This is a genomic window from Sulfurimonas sp., from assembly GCF_019429335.1.
Classification (GTDB): domain Bacteria; phylum Campylobacterota; class Campylobacteria; order Campylobacterales; family Sulfurimonadaceae; genus Sulfurimonas.
This window is the reverse complement of the sequence record NZ_JAHYJB010000060.1, coordinates 1-2,636: the sequence shown is the minus strand read 5'-3', so window position 1 is coordinate 2,636 and position 2,636 is coordinate 1. Positions and strand designations below refer to the sequence as shown.

Below are 2,636 nucleotides of genomic sequence, written 5' to 3'. Positions count from 1 at the left end.
CTCTGGAGATGATGATGACGGTCGGAATGGTAATAGCAAAAGCACTCTATATAGCAGATATGGCGCTCAAAGAAGCAGGTGTACGAGAAAAAGTTAAACTTATTGCGAGTGAAAAAGTGCTTACTCCTGATGATGCCATCGTTCTTTTTGGCATCGGTGCGGATTATGTAGGAATTGCCAGAGCCTTTATGATGAGTGCAGGATGTATTCGCGCACGTGAATGTTCAGGTGCACATGGACGACACTGTCCCGTCGGACTTGCAACGCAAGATAAAAAGAAGAGAGCCTCTTTTTTGGTGGAGCAAAAAGCAAGAAATGTCGCCTCTTACCATGCCCAAATGTTGCATGGAATGCGGCAGCTTTTGGCGGTTATGGGAGTAGATCATATATCTAAGCTCAATAAGTCACATCTTATTTTTAAGGACCATGCGGGAAAAACGTACATGAATGTAGATAACTATTTTGAAGAAATGTTAGTATAATAAAGTATGATTTTAAACACACGCAGAAATTTTTTCAAACAAACCTTTTTAGGCGGAGCCGTTTTACTATTTTACAACTCCTCTTTATATGGAGCGGCGGAGCCTTTAAAAACTCTTACACTTGTTCAAGAAGATCTTTTTCCAAAAGCAAAAGAGTTGGATGTCGATACCGCTTCTTACATGCTACTTATTTTAGACCACTCAAGAATCACTGCTTCACACAAAGAGTTTCTTCGCAACGGTGTTCAGTGGCTTCATGAGGAGTCCCTAAAGCTTCACGGCAAACTTTACTATAATCTTTCAACACAAAAAAGAGAAGAGGTGTTGCAGGAGATTTCAGAGTATGGATGGGGCGAGTCATGGATAGAGGCTCTTTTGACCTACAGTATGGAAGCTCTTCGCAGTGACGCAGTTTACGGTGTAAACAAAAAAGATGCGGCGCAAAAGTGGCTTGGATTTAATGCGGGTTTACCGCATCCAAAAAGAGCGTATCTATGATGTATGATGTCTGCATCATCGGGAGCGGTGCAGGCGGCTCACCTGTCGCTTATGAGCTGAGTCGTGCAGGTTTTAGTGTAGTTGTGCTTGAAAAAGGAAAAGAGTACAAAGAAGAAGATTTTAACAAAGATGAGCTGGCGGTTTCGCGGCGCGAGCTTTTTACTCCCGACCTTAAAGATGAGCAACATGTTATCTATGAGCTAGACGAGCGCAAAGAGCGCAGAAGATATCTAGGAAGCGAGCATCAATGGAGTTTTTGGAACGGCTCTATGGTGGGAGGATCATCAAACCTTATGAGCGGTTATTTTCACCGTATGAAGCCAAATGACTTTAAGCTTCTCTCGACTTTTGGAGAGATAGAGGGCGCAAATGTGGCTGATTGGCCTCTCTCTTATGAGGAGCTGGAGCCATACTATGAAAAAGTTGAGCGCATAGTGGGTGTTAGCGGAGAAGTGGCTACACACTCTTTTTTGGAGCCCAGAAGTACCTCTCGTTTTCCTTATGTAAAACTTGAAGAAAACGGAGTGACAAAGTGGTTTGACTCGGCATGTAAATCTCTTAACCTTGAGAGTATTCCGACTCCGCGGGCAATAATTCCACATGCGGCACTGAAGCGAAACGGATGCTCTTACTCAAACTTTTGCGGGAGTTACGGATGTGCCACGGGTGCAAAAGGGAGTGCAAGAGCAGCACTTCTTCAAAAGTGTGATGCAAGCGTTATTACCGAAGCGTTTGTATATAAACTTGAGAGCGATGCGACAAAGGTTACAAAAGCACACTACTATGATAGCGACATGAAGACGCACGAAGTGAGTGCTAAAATCTTTGTTTTAGCCGCACAAGCCATAGAGAGTTCACGTTTGCTCTTAAACTCAAAAAATAGCTTTTTTCCTTATGGTTTGGCAAACAACAATCATCAAGTAGGAAAAAACCTTATTTTCTCAGGCGGAGGAGCAGGGGAAGGGCGATTTCGTTTTGAAACGCTTACTCATGAGCAGCAAAAAGAGCTTATGGAGGTCGGTCTTTTCTTCAACCGCTCACTGCAGCGGTGGTATGAGTATAAAAAGAGCGGTAAAAAAATAAAAGGCGGAACTATAGACTTTCTGTTTGAGCATCAAAATTTGGTTCCCCGCATAAAAAGAGCTTTTTATGATAAAGGGGGAAAGATTCTTTGGGGTAAGGCTCTTGAGCAAAAAATTCATAAAGAGCTTACGACTTCAAGAGTTTTGAATTTTGAAGTTTTTAATGACTGGCTTCCTACGGATGAGTGTTTTGTAGGTATTGAAGAGGGTGTGAGAGATAAGTACGGCATCCCCGTGGGCGCGATAAATCTCTACAGCCATCCTCGTGATAGAGAAGTCGGCAATGACTTGGCAAAAAAAGCGGTGCAGGTGTTAGAAAAAATGGGAGCCTCTGAGATAAGTTACTCTATCTCATCTGCCCCTCCGCCAAATCTTGTGGCAGGCGGCTGCAGATTTGGAGAGAATCCTCAAACGTCAGTGCTTGATAAAAACTGCAAAGCGCATGCGCTAGAGAACCTTTATGTAACAGATGCGAGTTTTATGCCCACTGGAGGAAGCGTGCCTTATACATGGACTATCTATGCGAACGCTTTTCGTGTAGCAGATATTATACGCAAAAGATTGGAGCCTTGAG

At 43.3% G+C, this 2,636-nt stretch carries 3 protein-coding genes; all 3 read left to right on the top strand.

What is annotated here, in order from left to right; translation table 11 throughout:
- On the top strand, window positions 1–482 hold a 482-nt coding region (locus K0A91_RS10785), incomplete at its 5' end, for a glutamate synthase-related protein (RefSeq protein ID WP_295010192.1).
- A gap of 6 nt (window positions 483–488) precedes the next feature.
- Entirely contained in the window at window positions 489–980 is a 492-nt protein-coding gene (locus K0A91_RS10780) for a gluconate 2-dehydrogenase subunit 3 family protein (RefSeq protein ID WP_295010191.1), read from the top strand.
- The gene (locus tag K0A91_RS10775; RefSeq protein ID WP_295010190.1) at window positions 977–2,635 is read left to right on the top strand and encodes a GMC family oxidoreductase; all 1,659 of its coding nucleotides are present in this window, start codon (window positions 977–979) and stop codon (window positions 2,633–2,635) included. The genes K0A91_RS10780 and K0A91_RS10775 overlap by 4 nt, the downstream gene beginning before the upstream one ends.
- The last annotated feature ends 1 nt before the right edge of the window (window position 2,636 follow it).

Coding starts and splice junctions, on each gene's coding strand:
- K0A91_RS10775 (WP_295010190.1), top strand. CDS start 977: ATGATGTATGATGTCTGCATCATCGGGAGCGGTGCAGGCGGCTCACCT.
- K0A91_RS10780 (WP_295010191.1), top strand. CDS start 489: ATGATTTTAAACACACGCAGAAATTTTTTCAAACAAACCTTTTTAGGC.